15 protein-coding genes and 2 tRNA genes are annotated in these 20,289 nt (G+C 72.5%); 13 read left to right on the top strand and 4 right to left on the bottom strand.

The genetic code is table 11. From position 1 onward, the window contains the following. From Q7L73_RS27280 to Q7L73_RS27255, 6 genes are all read left to right on the top strand, one after another. A partial coding sequence (locus tag Q7L73_RS27280) for an RQC domain-containing protein (protein ID WP_304715748.1) occupies positions 1–383 on the top strand: 383 nt, incomplete at its 5' end. Then, positions 380–1,009 (top strand): phosphoribosylglycinamide formyltransferase, encoded by a 630-nt coding sequence (gene purN, locus Q7L73_RS27275; protein WP_304695451.1) that lies wholly within the window; start codon positions 380–382, stop codon positions 1,007–1,009. The genes Q7L73_RS27280 and purN, both read left to right, overlap by 4 nt. A gap of 68 nt (positions 1,010–1,077) precedes the next feature. Continuing rightward, positions 1,078–2,673 carry a bifunctional phosphoribosylaminoimidazolecarboxamide formyltransferase/IMP cyclohydrolase gene (purH, locus tag Q7L73_RS27270; protein WP_304695449.1) on the top strand — a complete coding sequence of 532 codons (1,596 nt, stop codon included), beginning with the start codon at positions 1,078–1,080 and terminating at the stop codon, positions 2,671–2,673. 115 nt (positions 2,674–2,788) lie between these two features. Beyond that, a complete protein-coding gene (locus Q7L73_RS27265) occupies positions 2,789–3,187 on the top strand; it encodes an STAS domain-containing protein (RefSeq protein ID WP_304695447.1) in 399 nt (132 codons plus the stop codon). A gap of 128 nt (positions 3,188–3,315) precedes the next feature. Continuing rightward, positions 3,316–6,321, top strand: a complete 3,006-nt coding sequence (locus Q7L73_RS27260) for an EAL domain-containing protein (RefSeq protein ID WP_304695445.1) — start codon at positions 3,316–3,318, stop codon at positions 6,319–6,321. 178 nt (positions 6,322–6,499) lie between these two features. Next, on the top strand, positions 6,500–6,907 hold the full coding sequence (locus Q7L73_RS27255; protein WP_304695443.1) for a winged helix-turn-helix domain-containing protein: 408 nt from the start codon (positions 6,500–6,502) through the stop codon (positions 6,905–6,907). A gap of 38 nt (positions 6,908–6,945) precedes the next feature. Here Q7L73_RS27255 and Q7L73_RS27250 read toward each other — a convergent pair. Beyond that, positions 6,946–7,018, bottom strand: a tRNA-Lys gene (locus Q7L73_RS27250). Positions 7,019–7,080: 62 nt separating this feature from the next. Between Q7L73_RS27250 and Q7L73_RS27245 the strand changes: the two genes are divergently transcribed. From Q7L73_RS27245 to Q7L73_RS27235, 3 genes are all read left to right on the top strand, one after another. After that, positions 7,081–7,152: transfer RNA gene (locus Q7L73_RS27245), tRNA-Glu, on the top strand. A gap of 212 nt (positions 7,153–7,364) precedes the next feature. Then, entirely contained in the window at positions 7,365–8,555 is a 1,191-nt protein-coding gene (locus Q7L73_RS27240) for a Fic family protein (protein ID WP_304695441.1), read from the top strand. 108 nt (positions 8,556–8,663) lie between these two features. Then, on the top strand, positions 8,664–11,195 hold the full coding sequence (locus Q7L73_RS27235) for a protease pro-enzyme activation domain-containing protein (protein WP_304695439.1): 2,532 nt from the start codon (positions 8,664–8,666) through the stop codon (positions 11,193–11,195). Positions 11,196–11,267: 72 nt separating this feature from the next. On the opposite strand, the gene Q7L73_RS27230 is transcribed toward Q7L73_RS27235, so the two are convergent. Further along, a complete protein-coding gene (locus Q7L73_RS27230; protein ID WP_304695437.1) occupies positions 11,268–13,568 on the bottom strand; it encodes a cellulose binding domain-containing protein in 2,301 nt (766 codons plus the stop codon). A 192-nt stretch (positions 13,569–13,760) separates the two neighbouring features. Here Q7L73_RS27230 and Q7L73_RS27225 point away from each other — a divergent pair, with 192 nt between their 5' ends. The 3 genes from Q7L73_RS27225 to Q7L73_RS27215 all read left to right on the top strand — a co-directional run bounded on the left by Q7L73_RS27225 (position 13,761) and on the right by Q7L73_RS27215 (position 16,752). Next, positions 13,761–14,261, top strand: a complete 501-nt coding sequence (locus Q7L73_RS27225) for a hypothetical protein (RefSeq protein ID WP_304695435.1) — start codon at positions 13,761–13,763, stop codon at positions 14,259–14,261. A gap of 5 nt (positions 14,262–14,266) precedes the next feature. Next, positions 14,267–15,079, top strand: a complete 813-nt coding sequence (locus Q7L73_RS27220) for an SAM-dependent methyltransferase (RefSeq protein ID WP_304695433.1) — start codon at positions 14,267–14,269, stop codon at positions 15,077–15,079. 179 nt (positions 15,080–15,258) lie between these two features. After that, the gene (locus Q7L73_RS27215) at positions 15,259–16,752 is read left to right on the top strand and encodes a sulfatase (protein WP_370552464.1); all 1,494 of its coding nucleotides are present in this window, start codon (positions 15,259–15,261) and stop codon (positions 16,750–16,752) included. 60 nt (positions 16,753–16,812) lie between these two features. Here Q7L73_RS27215 and katG read toward each other — a convergent pair whose 3' ends face one another. Next, positions 16,813–19,038 carry a catalase/peroxidase HPI gene (gene katG, locus Q7L73_RS27210; RefSeq protein WP_304695431.1) on the bottom strand — a complete coding sequence of 742 codons (2,226 nt, stop codon included), beginning with the start codon at positions 19,036–19,038 and terminating at the stop codon, positions 16,813–16,815. Positions 19,039–19,060: 22 nt separating this feature from the next. Then, the gene (locus tag Q7L73_RS27205; protein WP_370552466.1) at positions 19,061–19,429 is read right to left on the bottom strand and encodes a Fur family transcriptional regulator; all 369 of its coding nucleotides are present in this window, start codon (positions 19,427–19,429) and stop codon (positions 19,061–19,063) included. A gap of 204 nt (positions 19,430–19,633) precedes the next feature. On the opposite strand from Q7L73_RS27205, the gene Q7L73_RS27200 reads away from it, so the two are divergent. Beyond that, on the top strand, positions 19,634–20,289 hold a 656-nt coding region (locus Q7L73_RS27200; protein ID WP_370552656.1), incomplete at its 3' end, for an MFS transporter.

The following is a 20,289-nucleotide window of genomic DNA, read 5'->3' as shown; positions in this document are numbered from 1 at the left end:
GGCGGGCGGCGTCGCGCGCCGGGGCGAGCGGCTGGAGCGCGGCGGGCGGCTCCGGCGGCCGGCGCGGCGGCGCCTGGGGCGCGGGCGGCGCCTGGGGCGGCGAGTCGAGCGCCGACGACCACGAGCTGGACGCGGCGATCGTCGCCGTCGTGACGGCCGCAAGGCCGCCGGTCGGCCGCACGCGCGCGGTCGAGATCCTGCGCGGCAGCCGCACGCAGGCGATCCGCGAGCACGCCTACGACGGCCTGCCCTCCTACGGCGGCTATTCGCACCTGCGCGGCGAGCAGGTGCTGCAGCGGATCGACATGCTGATCGCGCGCGGCACGCTGCGCTCCTCTGGCGGGCGCTATCCGACGCTGCACGGTACGGTGAGCGCCGCATGACGCCCGCCCCCGACGTCTTCCCGATCGCCGTGCTCGCCTCTGGCAGCGGCTCCAACCTGCAGGCGATCCTCGACACGGTCCACGGCCGCGACGGGATCGAGGTCGTCGCGGTCGGCTCCAACAAGGCCGATGCGCCGGCGCTGGAGCGGGCTCGCGCGAAGGGCGTCGCGACCGCGGCCTTCCCGCTCGCCGACCATGCCGACCGCGCCGCGCGCGACCTCGCGCTCGCCGACTGGCTGCAGGCCCGTGGTGCGCGACTGGTCGTGCTGGCCGGCTACATGCAGCTGCTGACGCCGGCGTTCCTGAACCGCTTCCCGCTCGCGGTCGTCAACGTCCACCCGGCCCTGCTGCCGGCCTTCCCGGGGCTGAGAGCGGTCGAGCAGGCGCTCGCGCACGGCGTGCGCGTCTTCGGCGTCACCGTCCACTTCGTCGACGAGGGCGTCGACACCGGGCCGATCATCCTGCAGCGCGCGGTCGAGCTGCCGCGCGCCCGCGAGGCCGGCGAGGTGCTGCGGAGAATCCACGCGATCGAGCACGAGCTGCTGCCCGAGGCGATCCGCCTGATCGCCCGCGGGGCGGTGCGGATCGACCCCGACGACCCGCGCCGGGTCGTGCTCGACGCCTGACCGGAGACCGGTCCGCCGCTTGCGGGCGGCCGTCACGCGACGGCCTGCTCGCCTAAACTCCGCTGCCGATGTCGCAAGAGACCTCCAACGATCTCCAGCCGACCGCGCCCGGAAAGGTCGCGGTCCGGCGCGCGCTGCTGTCCGTCTCCGACAAGACCGGAATCGTCGACTTCGCGCGCGGCCTCAGCGAGCTGGGCGTCGAGCTCGTCTCGACGGGCGGCACCGCCGGCGCGCTCGCCGACGCGGGCATCCCGCACCGCTCGATCACCGACTTCACCGGCTTCCCGGAGATCATGGACGGGCGCGTCAAGACGCTCCATCCGAAGCTCTACGCCGGCCTGCTCGCCGTCCGCGACGACGAGTCCCACCTGAGCGCGGCGAGAGACGCCGAGGTCGAGATGGTCGACCTCGTCTGCGTCAACCTCTATCCGTTCGAGCAGACGGTCGCCCGCCGCGGCGTCGCCGACTCCGAGGTGATCGAGAACATCGACATCGGCGGCCCGACGATGATCCGCGCGGCGGCGAAGAACTTCGCCTTCGCGGCGCCGGTCGTCTCGCCCGCCTCCTACGACGCGGTCCTCGACGAGCTGCGCGAGAGCGGCAACATGCTGTCGCTGACGACGCGCGAGTCGCTCGCGGCGGAGGCGTTCGCCTACACCGCCCGCTACGACACGGCGATCACGCGCTGGTTCTCGGAGAAGCGCAACGACGACTTCCCGCAGCTGTTCGTGCGCGCCTTCGAGAAGGTCACCGACCTCTCCTACGGCGAGAACCCGCACCAGCGCGCCGCCTACTACGCGCAGGTCGGCTCGCCGACGCATCTGCTCAGCAACGTGCGCCAGCTCGGCGGCAAGCCGCTGTCGTTCAACAACCTGCTCGACCTCAACGGGGCGCGCCTGCTCGTGCGCGAGTTCCAGGCGCCGACGTGCGTGATCGTCAAGCACAACAACCCGTGCGGCGTGGCGACCGGCGACACCCCGCTGGACGCCTACCAGCGCGCCTTCGAATGCGATCCGGTCTCCGCCTTCGGCGGCGTGATCGTGCTCAACCGCCCGGTCGACGCCGAGCTGGCCGCTGCGCTCGTCAGACAGTTCATCGAGGTGCTGTTCGCGCCCGGGTACTCCGACGAGGCGATCGAGATCCTCGGCGTCAGAAGAAACCTGCGCCTGATGCAGGACGACGAGAACCTGCCGCTGCACCTCGCCGAGCCCGACCTGAAGCAGGTCGTCGGCGGTCTGCTCGTGCAGGATCGCGACGTCGACACGCAGGAGCGGGCCGAGATGACGGTCGCGACCAGACGCCAGCCGACCGACGCCGAGTGGTCGGAGCTGCTGTTCGCCTGGCGCGTCTGCAAGCACGTCCGCTCGAACGCGATCGTGCTCGCGAGAGACAACGCCTCGGTCGGCATCGGCGCCGGCCAGATGAGCCGCGTCGACTCTGTCCGGCTGGCGGTCGAGAAGGCCCGCGAGGGTTCTGTCGAAGGGGCGGTGCTCGCCTCCGACGCCTTCTTCCCGTTCGCCGACGGACCCGAGCTTGCCGTCAAGGCTGGCGTCACAGCGATCATCCAGCCCGGCGGCTCGGTGCGCGATCCAGAAGTGATCGCAGCAGCCGACGAAGCCGGCGTTGCGATGGTCTTCACGAGCCGCCGCCACTTCAAGCACTAGTTCGCTTTTCGGCCGGCTCCGTTTTCTGCCCTCGGCGCGAGGGTAGAGATGAAGCCGCCGGAAGCCTGCGGGTGGGCATCGGCTGTACTGCCTGTGCGCCGCCCGTCTCCCGGTCATGACGCAATCCAGCCACCAACACGCCACGCCGACGACATCGTTCGGCCTGCTCGAGGAGCCGCTCGACGAGAGCGGCGTCGTCGTGATCAGCGTCGAGGGCGAGCTGGACCTCTTCACCGCGCCGGAGCTGAGAGCGCGGCTGCGCGAGCACACTGACTCGGTCGGCCCGATCAGGGACCTCGTCGTCGACCTCGGCGGCTGCGCCTTCGTCGACGCCAGCGGCTGTCAGGTGCTGCTGCGCGCCGCCCGTCGTCTCAACGCCGTCAACCGCCAGCTCGCGATCGTCAACACGAGCCAGGCGAACGCGCGCATCTTCAGCGTGATGGGCCTCGACGAGCTGTTCCCGGTCGTCGCCAGCCGCGCCGAGGCGGCGCAGGCGCTGCGCCGCCGCAGCTGAGCCGGCGCCACCGCGCTGCCCGCGCTACAGCTCTCCGGGCACCCTGCCGATAGGGACCGGGTGAAGTCGGTCAGCCCGTCGAACTGGCGCATGCGCGTTCGCCTCTCCTCCGCTGGAGCGGACGCGTGATGCCGCGTCCGAGGCGCGCGCCGCTGGCTCTGCTGGCGGTCGTCCTGCTGGCCGTCGCGACGATCCTCGGCGCGTTCGCCTCCGCCCGTCACGAGCGGGCGCAGGCGGAGCAGCGGCAGCGCGAGGTGCGCGACCGCGCCGAGACGCTGCTGGGCGCGACGATGAGAGCCTCGGCCGCGCGGATGACCGATCTGGCGACGCTGATGGCCGTCCCGGGCGTCGATCGGACGCAGTTCGGGATCGCGTCGCAGCGGCTGCTCGACGACTCCGCCTTCGGCGCCGTCTGGTTCATGCGCCGCACGCCCGCCGACCTCGCCCGCAACCGGCCCGAGCGCTACCGCCTCGCCTACACCGCGACGCGCGTCAGCGGCCCGCCGGCCGGCTTCGACTTCGCCAGACTGCCCGACTACCGCGCCGCGCTCGGCGCGACGATGGCGACCGGCTCCGTGCAGGCGCTGCCGCCGGGCCCGGTCCCCGTCGCCGGCTGGGACGCCTTCGTCTTCATGCTGCCGGTCGTCGCCGACGGCGGTCCGCTGGCACGGACGGCGGCGCAGCGGCGCGAACAGACCGAGGGCTTCGTCGCCGGCGCCTTCTCGACCGCGACGATCGACGCGGCGCTCAGCAACCTCGTCCCCAACGACGTGCCGCTGTCGGTGACCGTCGACGGTCAGCAGCTGGCCGGCAACGGCGCCGGCGCGCATCCGATGACGGTCAGCTTCGACGCCGGCGGCCTGCAGTGGGCGATCGCCGTCGGCCGCCCCGACCCCGACCTCGCCGTCACCTGGACGATCCTCGTCGCCGGCGCGATCGTCACGTTCGCGCTCGGGCTGCTGATCTGGACCGCCTCACGCCGCGAGCGCTATGCGCTCGGCCTGGTCGCCGAGCGGATGCAGGAGCGCGACCGCGCCGAGGCGGAGCTGCGCGCCGCCGAGCAGCGCCACCGCCTGCTGGCCGACAACTCGACCGACATGATCTTGGTGTTCGCGCCCGACGGGGTCGTCACCTACGTCTCGCCGGCCTCGCGCGAGCTGATGGGCTACGAGCCGGAGGAGCTGGTCGGCCACCAGCCGCGCGAGTTCGTCCACGTCGAGGACCGCGACGACGTGATCGGCGCGCGCGAGCGCGTCATAGAGCAGGGCGGGACGATCACCGTCACGAGCCGGATCCGCCACCGCGACGGCCGCTTCATCTGGATCGAGGCGCGCGTGCGGCGGGTCGTCGACCCCGAGACGGGGGCGATGCGCGAGGGCCAGGCGATCGTGCGCGACGTCAGCGAGCGGGTCGCCGCCGAGGAGGCGCTGCGTGAGAGCGTCGAGCGGATCGCGCAGGCCGAGCAACGCTTCCGCACCGCCTTCGAGGCGGCCCCGATCGGGATGGCCCTGTCGGATCTCGACGGCCGCTTCCTGCAGGTCAACGACGCGCTCTGCGCAATCACCGGCTACACCCGCGAGGAGCTCGAGGAGATGAGCTTCCCGGAGTTGAGTCACCCGTCCGACACAGCCAGGGACGAGGAGATGATGCAGACGCTCCTGTCCGGTGAGAAGAGCACCTTCTGGATGGAGAAGCGCTATGTCGACGTCGTCGGCCAGGTCGTCTGGGTCGCCGTCCACGCGACGCTCGTGCGCTCGGCCGACGGCAGCCCGCTTCACTTCCTCGGCCAGATCCAGGATGTCAGCGAGCGCGTTCGCTACGAGGCGCAGCTGCAGCACATGGCCGATCACGATCCGCTCACCGGCCTGCTCAATCGGCGCTCGTTCGAACGCGAGCTGAATCAGCACATTCACCGTGTGCAGCGTTATGGACCCGAGGGTGCCGCGCTGGTGCTCGACATCGACCGCTTCAAGCACATCAACGACACGCTCGGCCACAACGTCGGCGACGAGCTGATCGTCAAGGTGGCGCAGACGCTGCGCACCCGCCTGCGCGACAGCGACGTGCTGGCGCGGCTGGGCGGTGACGAGTTCGCGGTGCTGCTGCCGCGTGGCGGGCAGGAGGAGGCGGAGGCGGTCGCCGAGTCGATCCTCGCCTCCGTGCGCGCCCAGTCGGTGCTGACGACCGCCGGCCGCCGCCGGCCGATCACGACCTCGATCGGGATCGCGCTGTTCGGCGAGAGCGACGGCCTCAGCGCCGAGGACGTGCTCGTCAACGCCGACCTGGCGATGTACGACGCGAAGGAGGCCGGCCGCGACCGCGCCGCGACCTTCTCGACGCAGGAGCGCAGCGCGTCGCGGATGAAGGCGCGCATCACCTGGGCGGAGCGGATCCGCGAGGCGCTGGAGGAGGATCGCTTCACGCTCTACGCGCAGCCGATCGTCGAGCTGTCCAGCGGTCAGGTGCGCCAGCACGAGCTGCTGCTGCGGATGCTCGACGAGCAGGGCGAGGTGATCCCGCCGGCCGCCTTCATCGCGATCGCCGAGCGCTTCGACCTGATGCAGGAGATCGACCGCTGGGTGGTGGCGAGGGCGATCCGCCACATGGGCGAGCAGCGCCGCGCCGGTCGTGAGCTCGTCTTCGAGGTGAACATCTCCGGCAGCTCGACCGGCGATCCCGACCTGCTGCGGATCATCGAGCGCGAGTTGAGAGAGAACGACGTCGATCCAGCGAACCTGGTGCTGGAGGTGACCGAGACCACCGCGGTTGCCAATATTCCTCGTGCACAGGAGTTTGCATCCCGACTGGCGGACCTCGGTTGTCGCTTCGCGCTCGACGATTTCGGGGCTGGCTTCGGCTCGTTCTACTACTTGAAGCATCTGCCGTTCGACATCCTCAAGATCGACGGCGAGTTTGTGCGTTCCTGCACGACCAGTCAGACCGATCAACTGTTGATCCGCGCCGCCGTCGAGATCGCCCGTGGGATGGGCAAGGAGACGATCGCCGAGTATGTCGGCGACGACGCGACAGTTGAGTTGCTGCGCGGCCTCGGCGTCGACTTCGCTCAGGGCTTTCACATCGGCCGGCCGGCGCCGCTGCACGAACGGCTCGCGCATGATTGCGTCAGTTCGTGAGCGTCAGCGGGCACGCTGAAGCACGCCCTGCCCCGCGCTATTCGTCAGGCTTCCCTCACCAGTCAAATTCGTAACGGGCCAACGCCATGTTTCTTGACGATGGTCGCCCGAGGGTTCAATGCATCGGCGCTGATTGGTAGCCTTCGCTCACCCCCTCGTCTCACCAGGAGTTACGTATATGGCAGAGCTGGTCGGGCAAATTCAAAGAGACATCGAACGGCGGCTCAGAGAGCTGCGTCCGCTGATCGAAGAAAAGGAACAGTTGGAGGCCGTGCTCGCCGCACTCAGCGGCGACTACAGCGCTCCCGCCGCCAACGGCGGCGCCGCCGGCCGCGCACGTGTTCGCACGTCCGCGACCCCCACCGGCCGCGCCCCCTACGCGGGCGGCAAGACCCGTCGCGCGCCGCGCGGCGCCAACCGCGAGGCGATCCTGAAGCTCGTCGGCGAGCGTCCCGGCATCTCCGCGGCGGAGGTCGCCGAGATCACCAACATCGCGAAGCCGACCGTCCACACGACGATCTCGCAGCTGAAGCGCAAGGGCATACTCGAGCCCGAAGGCGCCAACGGCGTCAAGATCGCATCTTGAGGAACCCAGGGCGCGTGCGGCCGCGAACGTGAGCGGAATACGCGCCCTGGGACTCGAACCCAGCCCGCCGGATTAAAAGTCCGGTGCTCTAACCCGATGAGCTAGACGCGCCCCTGCATGGTGGCACGCTCGGCGAATCGGCGCGGCCATCTACAATGTCCGAACCCCGCCTCGCCCCCATGGTGTAGCGGTTAGCACGCCAGCCTTTCACGCTGGTAGCGGGGGTTCGATTCCCCCTGGGGGTACTGACGAGAAAGCCCCGCTTCGGCGGGGCTTTCGTCGTTCTTGCCGGCCTTGTGTGCGGCCTCGGCGCGCGGTCGTCGGCAACTCCCGCTTGTCAACCATAAGGAAAGTTTAGCTCCTATCCTTTCCTTATGGACAGTGGATGGATAGGATCTCGGTAAGGAAAGGAAGGACCCTATCCTTTCCTTATGCTCGGAACAAGGAAAGGAACGCGGTGCGAGGGCGGTACGTCCATCAGATCTGGCAGGCCGATCCGGCGATCTACGCGCCTCCGCGCTATCGGCGCGCGTGCGCGTACGACGCCTTCGTCCCCGAGCCGGTCGCGGACGCCGAGTACGCCCTGTCCGGGGACGTCGCCGGCGTCGTCTCCGACGCCGAGAAGGCGATCGCCGACCTGAACCGTGAGTCCGGGCCGGCGCTGATGCCGCTCGCGCGGCTGCTGCTGCGGACCGAGTCGATCGCCTCCTCGAAGGTCGAGGGGCTGCAGCTCGACGCGCGCAGCCTCGCGCGCGCCGAGGCCAACCAGGAGACTGGGCGCAAGGTCGGGGCGAGCGCCGCCGAGATCCTCGCCAACATCGACGCGATGCAGCTCTCGATCGAGCGGGCGGCGGACCTGCGGGGCGTCCGCCCCGTGGACTTCCTCGACATCCACCGGGTGCTGATGGAGCGCGCGCCGAACTCGGAGATCGCCGGTCAGTTCCGCTCGTCGCAGAACTGGATCGGCGGCAACGACTACAACCCCTGCGGGGCTGCGTTCGTGCCGCCGCCGCCGGAGGAGGTCGCGCGCCTGCTCGACGACCTCTGCGCGTTCGTCGGCGACGTCACGCTGCCGCCGCTGATGCAGGCGGCGATCGCCCACGCGCAGTTCGAGACGGTCCACCCCTTCGCAGACGGCAACGGCCGCACCGGACGGGCGCTGGTGCAGGTCGTACTGCGCCGGCGCGGCCTGACGCCGGCGTTCGTGCCGCCGATAAGCGTCGTGCTCGCGCGTGACAAGGACCGCTACCTGCGCGGTCTGACGGCCTTTCGCGAGGATCGGGTGAGCGAGTGGGTCGAGCTGTTCGCCGCCGCCACGGCAGAGGCCGCGCAGCTCGCCGCTCGCTACGCGGGCTGGGTCGGCGAGTTGCAGGAGACGTGGCGCGAGCGCCTGCGCGAGCACGCCAGCCCCCGCGCCGACGCGGCCGCCTGGAGCCTGATCGCGGTCCTGCCGGCGCACCCGGTCATCACGGTTCCGGTCGCCGTCGCGGCGACCGGGCGCACGAAGCCGGCCGTCGCGAACGCGATCGAGCAGCTGGAGGAGGCCGGCATCCTCAGCCGTCTCACCGACTCGCCGCGCAACCGTGCGTGGGAGGCGGACGGCCTGCTCGACCTGATCGTCGGGCTGGAGGCCGGCGTCGCGGCCTGAGCGGTCATGGGACGGACCGGCCGGTCCGCAGGGTGTTCAGGTGGGAAGTCGCGTGGCCGATCAACCGAAGAGTTGTCCGAAGCATCACGCACAGGAGCCCTCTTCGACATGCGCCGTCCGTCCCTCGCCACCGCAGCCGCGCTGCTGGCCGTCCTGCCCGCCGCGGCCGCCGCCCCGGCTGCCGCCGCCGGCCCGACGGGCCCGACCGTCGCCGTCGGCGCCGCGCCGAGCGCCGTCCCCGGCGTGCGGGCGCTCGGCGCCGCGCCGGCCGCCGCGACCGTCCAGCTCGACGTCGTGCTCGCACCGCGCGACCCGGCGGCGCTGACCGCCTTCGTCGACGCCGTCTCGACGCCCGGCTCGCCGCTCTACGGCGACTTTCTCGCGACCGGTGAGTTCCGCGGCCGCTTCGGCCCGACCGACGCGGCGGTCGCCGAGGTCCGCGCGGCGCTGGAGGACGCCGGCCTCAGACCCGGTCCGACCGCGCGCAGCGGTCTCTCGATCCCGGTCACGACGACCGTCGCTGCGGCCGAGGCCGCCTTCGGCACGCAGATCGAGCGCTACCGCCGCGCTGACGGCAGCGGAGCGATCGCGGCCGCGAGGGCGCCGCGCGTGCCGGCCGCGATCGCGCCGCAGGTCGCCGCCGTCGTCGGGCTCGACACGCGCAGCCGGCCGCAGCCGCGCGGGCTCGGCCGCGTCGCGGCTAGAGCCGGCAGGGCAGGCAGCGCCGCGGGGGCCCCGGCGCCGGCCGCGCTCGCGCCCGGCTCGGCGCCGCCGCAGGCGTGCGCGGAGATCGCGGGCGTCGCGCAGAGATACGGCGTCTACACGATGAACGAGATCGCCAGCGCCTACGACCTCGACGGCTTCTACGCCGCCGGCAACGGCGGCGCCGGCGCGACCGTCGCGCTGGTCGAGTTCGAGCCGTACACGCCGAGCGACATCCAGTACTTCCAGGATTGCTACGGGACCGACACCAGCATCACGAACATCGACGTCAACGGCGGTCCCGGCAACGGGCCGCAGATCGGCGAGGCGGCGCTCGACATCGAGATCCTGACCGCGCTGGTGCCGGAGGCGCAGCTGCTCGTCTACCAGGGTCCCAACGACGGCAGCCCCGACGTCTACGCGAGAATCGCCGACGACAACACCGCGCAGGTCGTCAGCACCAGCTGGGGCTCGTGCGAGCCGTTCATGGACGGCAACACGGTCCTCGCCGAGTCGCTGATCTTCCAGCAGATGGCGGCGCAGGGGCAGACGATCCTGTCCGCGGCCGGCGACGACGGCTCGACCGACTGCTACGACCCGAGAGACAACCCGACGCTGACGCAGCTGGCCGTCGACGACCCGGCCAGCCAGCCGACCGTCACCGGCGTCGGCGGAACCTCGCTCGTGCAGGCCGCCTTCCCGCCGGTCGAGCACGTCTGGAACGACGGCGCGACGACCAGAGACGGCGCCGGCGGCGGCGGTCAGTCGAGCAACTGGCCGATGCCGACCTACCAGTCCGGCCCAGGCGTGATCGGCCCCGACTCCGGCTCGCAGGCCTGCGACTTCGTCGAGGCCTACTGCCGCCAGGTGCCGGACGTCTCGGCGCTCGCCGACCCCGACACCGGCTACGTGATCGTCCACAGAGGCGACCTGCTGCTCGACGGCGGCACCTCGGCGGCGACGCCGCTGTGGGCGGCGGTGACGACGCTGATCACGCGCTCGCCCGGCTGCGCGGCGAGCGGCCGCGTCGGCTTCCTCAACCCCGCGCTGTACCAGCTCGCGCGCACGCCGCTGGGCGCCTTCAACGACATCACCGTCGGCGACAACGACTACCTCGGCGTCAACAGAGGGCTGTTCCCGGCGGCGCCCGGCTACGACATGGCGAGCGGTCTCGGCAGCCCGGTCTCCAGCCGCCTGCAGCTCGGCCTCTGCGGCGGGATCGCCGCGCCGGCCGTCACGAGCGCCGCGAGCGCGGCCTTCACCGCTGGCCAGGCCGGCAGCTTCACGGTCACGACGAGCGGCGCGCCGGCGCCGGCGCTGACCGTCACCGGCACGCTGCCCGCCGGGCTCGCGTTCAGCGACAACGGCAACGGCAGCGCGACCGTCGCCGGCACGCCGGCGGCGGGCAGCGCGGGCACCTACACGGTCCAGCTGACGGCCGCCAACGGGCTCGAGCCCGACGGCGCCCAGACGCTGACGGTGACGGTCGCGCCGCCCCCGGCGCCGCCCGCCCCGCCGGTCGTGCCGGCGCCGCCGGCGAGACTGCCGCAGGCGAGCGCGAGCACGCGCGTGCGGGTGGCGGCGGTGACGCCGCGCAGCTTCGAGCTGAGCCGCTCCGGACGGCTCTCGATCCCGGTCGCCTGCCCGCGCGTCGCCGGCGGCTGCCGCGTCGGCGCGACGCTGAGCGCGGCGCCGAACGGCCGCAGAGCGGTCGCGCCGGTCGTGCTGGCGCGCGGGGCGGCGGTGACGATCGCTCCCGGCGGACGCAGAGCGATCGCGCTGCGGCTGACGCGACGGGGCCGCCTCGCGGTCGCCGCCGCGAGCAGATCGCTGCGGCTGCGGACGCGGCTGGCGCTGACGTCGAGCTTCGGCGGGGGCCGGCGCACGACCGCTCGCTCGGTCGTCGTGCTGCGGCTGCCGGCGCGCGGGCTGAAGTAGGACGACCGCGGCCGCCGGCGCGGCTTCAGGCCGCGCCGGCGCCGTCGGCTCGCGCTGCTGCCGCCGGCGCTCCTAGCCGGCCGCCGGGAAGCTCCCGAACGCCTGCGCGAAGCCCCACGTCTGCTGGGCCGTGCCGCTGCAGGTGTTCTCGGTCACCTGGCGCGGGCCGGGGCACTGGCTGTCGCGGTTGGCCGACCAGATCGCCAGCCGGCCGAGGCCGCTCTGGTTCGCGAAGGCCGTCAGCTTCGTCGCGTCGGCGATGGTGAAGATCTCCGCCGGGTTGTCGTTGATGCCGATCATCGGCGTGACGCCGACCATCTTCCACAGGCGCGCGGCGCTGCGGTTGGGGTAGAGCGCGGTCAGCTGGCGCTGGAGGCTGGTCGCCGCCTCGATCGCGAGGTCGCCCATGCGGCCGGTGACGTTCAGCGACGGGTCGAAGTAGTCCATCGCCATCACGTTGACGGTGCCGACGTCGACGCCGTTGTCGATCGCGTTGCGCAGCACGCGCAGGCCGTCGGCGGTGAGGCCGCTCGGCATCACCGGCAGCGTGAACGAGACGCGCACCGGCCGGCCGGCCGCCGCGCCTTCGCTCTGCAGCCGCGCGATCGCCTTCGCGCGCCGCTCCAGCGACGCCGCGTCACCCTGCGCCGAGCCCTCGATGTCGAAGTCGAGGTCGCGGCTGCCGGTCGCCTCGATCACTCTGCGGTACTCGGCCGCGAGCGCGTCGACCGAGGAGCAGGTCAGCGCCAGCTCCTGGTTGATCGCGCCGCCGAAGGAGACGATCGGCGTGCCGCCGGCCGCGCGGAAGGCGGCGATCTGGCCGCTGATCCAGGGGTCGTCGAGCGCGGTCACGCCGCCCCACTTGGCGGCGCACGGGCCGCCGGAGACGACGAACGCGAGCGACACCTGGCGCAGGCCGGGCGTCGTCGCCGCTCTCGCCAGCGGGAACTGCGGGTACAGCGTCATGTCGACGTAGGGCGCGTAGCCGGGCGCGGTCGCGACGCCGCCGCTCGTCTCCTCGCGCGCGGTCGTCGCGCTCACCGGCGCGCTGGCCGGCGAGACGTTGCCGGCCGCGTCGCGCGCCTTGACGGCGAACGCGTAGGACGTGTTCGGCTGCAGGCCGGCGACGACGACGCTCGTGCCGTCGCTCGTGGCGACTCTGCGCTGCGCGCCGTCGTAGACGTCGTAGGCGGCGACGCCGCGGTCGTCGCTCGCCGCGCTCCAGCTGAGCGCGACGCTGGAGGCGGTGACGGCGCCGGCGCGCAGGCCGGTCGGCGCCGTCGGGGCGGTCGTGTCGGGCGGCGGCACGCTGCCGCCGTCGTCGCAGGCGCGCCCGTTGAGCGAGCAGCCGAGCAGCCCGCTGAAGCGACCGGGGGCCGTCGTCTGGAAGCCGAACGAGACCGCGCCGCCGGCCGGCACGGTGCGCGTCCACTCCTCCGGCGTGAAGCTGACGACGCCGCCGCCGAGCGGCGCCTTCGCGCTCCAGACGCCGCTCACGCTCACGCCGGCCGGAAGCTGCAGCTCGAGCTGCCAGCCGCTGAGCGGGGCGGACGTGCGGTTGCGGATCGTCATGTCGGCGGTGAAGCCGCTGCCCCAGTCGTCGCGCAGCGTCAGCGCGGCGGTCACGCCGCCGCTCGGCTGCGGCGGGGGCGCGGCGGTGCGGACGCTCAGCGGCGCGCTGTCGGCGGAGACGTTGCCGGCGGCGTCGAAGGCGCGGACGCTGAAGCGGTAGGCGGTGTCGGGCTGGAGGCCGCCGGCGGTCGCGCTCGTCGCCGTCGTCTCGGCGATCTGCTGGCCGTCGCGGAAGAGGCGGTAGCCGCTGACGCCGACGGCGTCGGTCGAGGGGTTCCAGCGCAGCGCGACGCTCGTCTGCGTCGGCGCGGAGGCGGTGGCGAGCCCGGCCGGGACGGTCGGCGGGGTCGTGTCGCGCGGCGGCTCCGGCTGCTGCGGGCCGGTCGGGTCGCCGGGGCCGCACGGCTGGCCGTTGACGCTGCAGCTGAGCGGGCCGGGGAAGAGCCCGCTCGCGACGCCCTGCAGGCCGATGCGGACCGAGCCGCCCGCGGCGATCGTGCGCGTCCAGCTCTCGTCGCTCAGCACCGGCGTGGTGCCGGTGCCGCTCAGCACGCCGCTCCAGGCGGAGGTGAGGCGCGCGCCGGCCGGCAGCGTCAGGCGCACCTCCCAGCCGCTGACCGGCGTCGTCCCGCCGTTGCGGATCACGTAGGCGCCGACGAAGCCCGAGCCCCAGTCCGACGTCTTCTCGAACGTCGCGGTCAACGGCCCCGCGGCGCTCGCCGGTGCGGCTGCGCCCGCTGTCGCGGCGGCGAGCGCCGCCACCGTCGCGGCTCCGACGAGCCAGTTCCGGCTCCTGCTCATGACTGCTCCTTGGGGTGTGATCCGCATCGCTGGCGCTATCGACCGCTGGGCGCCGTCACCGGAGCCCGGCCGCCTGCTCTCCGCATCTGTTGGAGCGCCGAGGCGCCATCCCGGCTGCCGTTGGCTCCAGTTTCTGGTAGAGATCGGCGGCAATGTACGGGGAATGGGGGCGCGGCCATGTCTGCTGCCGGGATGCGTGAGCTGCTGCTGAAGGTGCAGGCCGACTCGTCGTTCGCGGAGCTGGTGCGGGCGAGACCCGAGGAGGCGGCCGCGGGCTTCGACGTCGACGCCGCCGAGGTCGCGCTGCTGCGCGCGCCCGACTGGTCGTTGCAGCCGTTTCTGGTCCCCGCTCACCGCATCGGCGAGCGGCCGCTGCAGTTCGGCGCGGGGGAGCCGAACTCGCTCGACCTGCTCAACCAGCCGCCCGACCAGCAGCACACCGTGCTGACGCTGGAGCTGCCGCCGACGACGCTGCCCGACCTCTCGCAGCTGCATCCGCCGACCGAGCATCCACCGACCGAGCATCCGCCGACGGAGCACCCGCCGACGGAGGAGCCGCCGCCGAGAAGACCGGGCGAGATCGTCGGCATAGACATCCAGCAGATCAAGATATTGCGCGACGAGGTGCTGGCGGCGACGGGCGCGATCCGCCAGGAGCGGATCGTCGCGCTGCTGGAGGCGATCGGAGGATGAGCGCGATGGAGAGAGCCCCGGACGTCTACGTCGTCGGCCTCGGGATCCGCGCGGTCCAGCAGATCACGCGCGAGGTCGAGGAGGCGATGCGCCGCTGCACGACGGTCTTCTTCGTCGACGACGGCTTCGGCGTGCAGGAGCACATCGAGTCGCTCGGAACCGAGGCCGTCCCGCTGCTCGACCTCTACGGCGAAGGCCGCGAACGGCGCGGCACCTACGTGCGGATGGCCGCGCGCGTGCTCGACCGCGCGCTGGAGGCACCGCCGGTCTGCTTCGCCTCCTACGGCCATCCGACCGTCTACGTGCGGCCGACGACGCTGATCCAGGCGGGCGCCGGCGCGCTCGGTCTGGAGGTGCGCGTGCTGGCCGGCATCTCCGCGCTCGACTCGATCATGGTCGACCTCAACCTCGACCCGGGGCCCGAGGGCCTGCAGATGTACGAGGCGACCGACGCGCTCGCTCGCCGCCGGCCGCTGCAGCCCGACGTGCCGTGCCTGCTGTGGCAGATCTCGGCCGTCGAGAACGGCCTCTACACGCGCCGCCGCGCGAAGGCGGAGCGGTTCGCGCGGTTGCAGCAGTACCTGCTGGAGACCTATCCGCCCGAGCACGAGGCGACGATGGTGCTGAGCGCCTCCTACCAGCTGCTGCCGGCGTGGACGGAGAGACTCCCGCTCGGCGAGCTGGCCGAGCGCCTCGCCGCCGGCCTCCAGGCGGGCACGCTCTACATCCCGCCGGTCGCGGTGCGGCCGGTCAGCGACCGCGAGCTGGTCCGCGACGCCTACGACGTCGAGCGGCTGGAGCGGCTCTCCGCCGACTGACGCACGCCGCCCGCTTGCGGGCCGATCTAATCTCCACTAACCTGGTCGGGAATGCGGGTTATTCGCTTCCAGTCCACCTCCTGTCGGTAGGAGCCCCGGCGCTCGTCGAGCGACGCGGCTCCTGACCCGACGCTCGCAATCACCGGCAGCGCACATGCCGTGCGCAGGGGGAACTGGCAGTGCCACTCGCAACTCGGCTGCTCACAGCGGCCGTGGCGCTGAGCGCGTTCGCGCCGAACGCGTCAGCCGCCGACCGCCCCAACGTGGTGGTCCTGATGACCGACGACCAGACCGTCGCCGACCTCGCCGCGATGCCGCGTGCCCGCGCGCTGCTCGGGCGGGAGGGGGTCGGCTTCGACCGCTCGTACGTCTCGTACCCGGTCTGCTGCCCCTCGCGCGCGACCTTCCTGAGCGGGCAGTACGCGCACAACCACGGCGTCCTAGGGCTGTACGCGCCGACCGGCGGCTACGCCCGCTTCAACCACGCCAACTCGCTGCCGCTGTGGCTCCAGCAGGCCGGCTACGCGACCGCCCACATCGGCAAGTACATGAACGGCTACCACCTCGGCATCGGCGCCGAGCAGCCGCCCGGCTGGAGCGAGTGGTACGGCGCGGTCGACAGCTCGACGTATCTGATGTGGGGCTACACGCTGGTCGAGAACGGCGTCGCGCACACGTACGGGACGCCGCTGGAGGAGGACCCGCGGCTCTACCAGACCGACGTCTACCGCGACAAGGCGGTCGACTTCATCAGACGCCGCGCGCCCTCGTCGCAGCCGTTCTTCCTGTCGGTCGCCTTCCTCGCGCCGCACCACGAGAGCGGGCCGCTGCGGTCGATCACCGGCCGGCTCGTACGGCCGGCGCCGCGCGACGCGCGCGCCTATGCACGGGCCCGCCTGCCGACGCCGCCGGGCTTCGCCGAGCGCGACCGCTCCGACAAGCCGCGCTTCGTGCGCGAGCGGCGGCCGCTGAGCGCGGCGGCGATCGCCGGCGTGCGGCGGCAGTTCCGCGACCGGCGCGCGTCGCTGCGGTCGGTCGACGACGCGGTCGCGGCGATCGTGGCGGCGCTGCGCAGGAGCGGCGAGCTGGACGACACGTACGTGATCCTCACCTCCGACAACGGCTACATGCTCGGCGAGCACGGCGTGCCGAACGGCAAGCTGCTGCCGTACGACCCGTCGACGCGCGTGCCGCTGCTGATCCGCGGACCGGGGATCCCGGCCGGGGCCGTCTCGCACGAGCTGGTCGCCAACACCGACCTCGCGCCGACGATCACCGCGGTCGCGGGGGCGGTGCCGGGACGCGTGCCCGACGGCCGCTCGCTGCTGCCGTTCGCGCGCGACCCGCGGCTGCGCAGCACCCGCCCGCTGCTGCACGAGACCGGCGGCTGGCGCTACCTGCGGCGGCGCGACCAGGACGCCGCCGGCCCGCCGGCGCTGCGGCGCGTGCTGACCTACAACGCGGTTCGCACGCGTCGCTGGCTGTACGTCGAGTACCGCGACGGCGAGCGCGAGCTGTACGACCTGCGGCGCGACCCGCACGAGCTGCGCTCGCTGCACGCCGATCCGCGCAAGCGGGCGCTGGTGCGGCTGCTGAGCGCGACCGTCCGGCGGCTCGCGCGCTGCAGCGGCGAGAGCTGCCAGACGACCTCGCCGTCGTCGCTGCTGCACTAGGACGAGCGAGGGCCCCGCCATGCGACGGGGCCCTCGAACTGCGTCATCTGCGTTCAGACCTCAGGCGAGGTCGAAGCGGTCGAGCTCCATCACCTTCGCCCAGGCGGCGACGAAGTCGGCGACGAACTTCTCCTGCGCGTCGTCGGAGGCGTAGACCTCGGCGAGCGCGCGCAGCTCCGAGTTGGAGCCGAAGACGAGGTCGACGCGGGTGCCGGTCCAGCGCACCTCGCCGGTCTCGCGGCTGCGGCCCTCGAACACGTCCTCGCTGTCGCCGACCGGCTTCCACTCCGTCGACTGGTCGAGCAGGTTGCGGAAGAAGTCGGCGCTGAGTGTGCCGGGGCGGTCGGTGAAGACGCCGAACGCCGACTGGCCGGCGTTCGCGTTCAGCACGCGCAGGCCGCCGAGCAGCGCGGTCAGCTCCGGGGCCGACAGCGTCAGCAGGAACGCCTTGTCGAGCAGCAGGTGCTCGGCGGGGACGCCGAGGTTCGCCTGCAGGTAGTTGCGGAAGCCGTCGGCGCGCGGCTCCAGCACCGCGAACGAGTCGGCGTCGGTCTGCTCCGCGGTCGCGTCGGTGCGGCCGGGCGTGAACGGCACCGTCACCGCGTGGCCGCCCTGCTGCGCCGCCGTCTCGACCGCCGCCGCGCCGCCGAGCACGATCAGGTCGGCGAGCGAGACGCGCTTGCCGCCCGCCTGCGCGCCGTCGAACTCCTGCTTGACCTTGACGAGCGCGTCGAGCACCGGCGCGACGCCCGCGTTGACCTCCCAGCCGGCCTGCGGCTCCAGGCGCAGACGGGCGCCGTTGGCGCCGCCGCGCTTGTCGGTGTCGCGGTAGGTCGAGGCCGACGCCCACGCCGTCTGGATCAGCTGCGACGGCGACACGCCGCTGGCGAGGATCTGCGCCTTCAGCGCGGTCACGTCGGCGTCGTCGATCAGCTCGTGGTCGACGGCCGGGACCGGGTCCTGCCAGACCAGCTCCTCGCTCGGCGCCTGCGGGCCGAGGTAGCGGGTCGACGGGCCCATGTCGCGGTGCAGCAGCTTGAACCAGGCGCGCGCGAAGGCGTCGGCGAGCTGCTCGGGGTTCGCGTGGAAGCGCTTGGAGATCTCCAGGTAGGCGGGATCTCTGATCAGCGCGAGGTCGGTCGTCGCCATCATCGGCGCGGTCCGCTTCGACGCGTCGTGCGCGACCGGCACGGCCTCCTGCGCCTCGGCGTTGGTCGGGCGCCACTGGTAGGCGCCGGCCGGCGATCTCGTCAGCTCCCAGTCGTAGCCGAAGAGGTTCTCGAAGAAGCCGTTGTCCCACTTCACCGGGTCGTTGGTCCAGGCGCCCTCGAGGCCGGAGGAGATCGTGTCGTCGCCCTTGCCGGAGCCGTATCTGCTGATCCAGCCGAAGCCCTGCTCGGCCAGTGCTGCGCCCTCCGGCTCGGCGCCGACGTTGGCGTCGGGGTCGCCCGCGCCGTGCGTCTTGCCGAAGGTGTGGCCGCCGGCGATCAGCGCGACCGTCTCCTCGTCGTTCATCGCCATCCGCGCGAACGTCTCGCGGATGTCGCGCGCGGCGGCGAGCGGGTCTGGCTTGCCGTTGGGGCCCTCCGGGTTGACGTAGATGAGGCCCATCTGGACGGCGGCGAGCGGATTCTGCAGGTCGCGGTCGCCGCTGTAGCGCTCGTCGTCGAGCCAGCGGTGCTCGGGGCCCCAGTAGACGTCCTCCTCGGGCGCCCAGATGTCCGGGCGGCCGAAGGCGAAGCCGAACGTTCTGAAGCCCATCGTCTCCAGCGCGCGGTTGCCGGCGAGCACGAGCAGGTCGGCCCACGAGATCGCCTGGCCGTACTTCTGCTTGACCGGCCACAGCAGGCGCCGCGCCTTGTCGAGGTTGACGTTGTCCGGCCACGAGTTGAGCGGGGCGAAGCGCTGCGCGCCGCTGCCGCCGCCGCCGCGGCCGTCGAAGGTGCGGTACGTGCCGGCGGCGTGCCAGCTCATGCGGATGAAGAGCGGGCCGTAATGACCGTAGTCGGCCGGCCACCACTCCTGCGAGTCGGTCATCAGCGCGTCGACGTCGGCGATCAACGCGTCGACGTCGAGGCGCTTGAACGCCTCGGCGTAGTCGAAGGCGGCGCCGAGCGGGTCGGCCTGCGGGTTGTTCTGCCGCAGGATCCGCAGGTTCAGCTGGTTCGGCCACCAGAACTGGTTGGCGGTGACGCCGACGTCCTGATGTCTGGCGTGCACCGGACAGCCCATCGTCTTGTGCACGTCGCTGGTCGTGACGTCCCCGTGCTCCTCGGTGGCGCTCATCGTTCTCCTCGTTGGGGGTGGTTCAGGCGATTTCGATTGCGGCGCGGCAGTCGGGGCAGCGGCCCCAGTAGACGACCTCGGCCTCGTCGATGACGTAGCCGTGGTCGTCGGACGGATGCATGCACGGCATCTGACCGACCGCACAGTCGACGTCGACGATGCGGCCGCAGTCGCGGCAGATCAGGTGGTGGTGGTTGTCGTCGACGCGCGCCTCGTAGCGGGCGGGCGACTGCGACGGCTCGATCCGCCGCACCAGCCCGACCTCGACGAGCGCGCCGAGGACGTCGTACACCGCCTGACGGGAGATCGTCCCTATCTCCGCTCTGACGACCGTGGCGACATCGTCAGCCGTGCTGTGCGCGTGACCGGAGACCGCTCTGAGGACCGCCATCCGCTGCGCGGTGGCCTTGAGGCCGTGCTGGCGCAGCAGGTCGGCGGTCGGGGCGGGCGGCACGACGGTCACGCCGCGGATGATGCCGGAGTTGTTTGGACTCTGTCAAGTCTTGGATGTGTGCAAATCTTCACATGTCAGCGTCGAACGTGTGTTTGCATCTGGGGCGCTGGTGCGGTTTCCTATCGCGCCGTGGGCGGGTGGATGAGACGGCGGTCGCTGGGGCGGCAGTTCGGGTGGCTGTGGGCGGCGTACGCGGTCAGCGCCTACGGCACGGGGCTCGGCTTCGGCGCCTTTCAGGTGCTCGCGATCGTCGTGCTCGACGCCGGGCCGGCGCAGGTCGCGGCGCTGTCGGCGGCCGGGCTCGCGGTCGGGGCGCTGGTGGCGGTGCCGCTGGGGCCGTGGATCGAGTTCCGCCGCAAGCGGCCGGTGATGATCGCGATGGACCTCGTCCGCTTCGGCGCGCTCGCGAGCGTGCCGCTGGCGTACGCGCTCGGCTGGCTCGGCTTCCTCCAGCTGCTGATCGTGGCGGTCGCCGTCGCGGCGGCGAAGATCGCCTTCAACGCGTCCAGCGGGGCGTACCTGAAGTCGATCGTCGCCGGGGAGGACCTGCTCGTCGCCAACGCCCGCTTCGAGTCGACGACGTGGAGCGCGACCGCGCTCGGGCCGCCGCTCGGCGGCGCGGCGATCGGCCTCTTCGGACCGGTCGTGACGGTCGCGGTCGACGCCGCCAGCTACCTGCTGTCAGCCGTCTGCATCGGCGCGATCGGGGGGAGGCGGGAACGGCGGCGGGCGCGCGTGCGGCGCGCGCGGCGGTCGGCGCGGGCTGGCGGGGCTGCGGCGGCGGCGCGGCCGGCCGG

The organism is Conexibacter sp. CPCC 205762 (assembly GCF_030646155.1).
Classification (GTDB): Bacteria; Actinomycetota; Thermoleophilia; order Solirubrobacterales; family Solirubrobacteraceae; genus Conexibacter.
This window is presented reverse-complemented; position numbering and strand designations above follow the sequence as displayed.